At 29.6% G+C, this 1,684-nt stretch carries 1 protein-coding gene; it reads left to right on the plus strand.

Annotated elements, in window-relative coordinates; genetic code table 11:
• Positions 1–241: 241 nt before the first annotated feature.
• The coding region (locus AJ885_RS00025; RefSeq protein WP_070280474.1) for an AMP-binding protein at positions 242–1,684 on the plus strand (1,443 nt) is incomplete at its 3' end.

Here is a 1,684-nt window from a genome sequence, read left to right on the forward strand (position 1 = left end):
AAACTAGGTGAAGCTTTTATTAAAGCTAATAAAAATTGGTATGGGGGTGGGTATATCAAATTTATATTCAAAGATGCGCCTAGGTTGAAGAGGGAATTTGGGAAGAAGGGGTGAAATTTGCAAAAAAATAAGAAAGAGTTAAGTATTTCTTATTTTTTTAAAATTAAAGAATTTTTTAAGCATACATTAACTGGGGGGGGGTATAATCAAATTTTGATTTTAACATAAAGGCTTTCTTACCATGCTCACCCACATCTATAACTTCCTAGAAAAAAGCTTAATCAAATTTAGCGAAAAAACTGCTTTTGTAGAACCCTTTGCCAAGGAAAGAAAAGAAATCACTTATAAAGACTTTGATCTTTTTTCTAAAAAACTAGCCAGTGAAATTTTAAAAACTTTAAAAAATGATAATCCTACTCAAGTTCCTGTTTTAATCATCTTGCCTAAAGGGATTGATTGTTTGATTTCATTTTTTGGAGTGGCACTCAGTGGAAATTTTTATACCCTTTTAGATGAAAAAAGTCCTAAAGAAAGAGTAGAAAAAGTCATAGAGGTTTTAAAGCCTAAACTTTTTATCACTTCAAAGGACTTAAATTTTAACTTAGATTTACCTACGCTTTATACACAAGACTTTGAAAGTTTTGATATAGATGAGAGTTTAATAAAGCATGCCAAAGAAAAACATATAGATACTAATTTACTCTATGTTTTCTTTACAAGTGGGAGCACAGGTATTCCTAAAGGAGTAAGCATAGCACATAAGAGTGTGATTGATTATACTTTTTGGGTGTGTGAGACTTTTAAATTTGATGAGAATGAAATTTTAGCCAATCAAGCACCATTTTATTTTGACAATAGCATTTTAGATATTTTTTCAAGTGTAAAATCAGGAGCGACTTTACACCTTTTACCTAATCATCTTTTTGCCTTTCCAAATAAAATTTTAGAATGCCTTGAAAAAGAAAAAGTAAGCACTATATTTTGGGTGCCTTCGGTGCTAATTTATTTTGCAAATACGGAAGCTTTGAATAATTTTAGTTTAAATACCTTAAAAAAAATACTTTTTTGCGGTGAAATCATGCCCAATAAACAGCTAAATATTTGGCGTAAACACTTACCCAATGCCTTATTTGCCAACCTTTATGGCCCAACAGAAATCACTGATGTATGTTCTTTTTATATCATCAATCGCACTTTTAAAGATGAAGAACTTTTACCTATAGGCAAAGCGTGTAAAAACACAGAACTTTTAGTTTTTGATGAAAATATGAATTTCATAAGTCCTAAACAAATAGGTGTTAAAGGGGAGCTTTTCGTACGTGGAACTTCTTTGTCTTTAGGGTATTATAATGACAAAGAAAAAACCAAACAAGCTTTTATTCAAAATCCTTTACATGATAATTATTTAGATTTACTCTATAAAACAGGAGATATCGTTTCTTATAATGAATTTGGAGAGCTTTTGTGCTATGGGAGAGTGGATAATCAGATAAAATATATGGGGCATAGGATAGAACTTGGAGAAATAGAAAGCGTGATAAATTCCCATGCGAATATTAAAAACAGTGCATGTATTTTTAAAGAAGATATTATTTGTTTTTATGAAAGTGAAGAAGAAATTAATTTTAAAGCTTTTTTAAAAGATAAATTACCTTCTTATATGATCCCAAAAAATTTTATTAAA

Source organism: Campylobacter sp. BCW_6464, from assembly GCF_001762775.1.
In the GTDB taxonomy this organism is placed as follows: domain Bacteria; phylum Campylobacterota; class Campylobacteria; order Campylobacterales; family Campylobacteraceae; genus Campylobacter_D; species Campylobacter_D jejuni.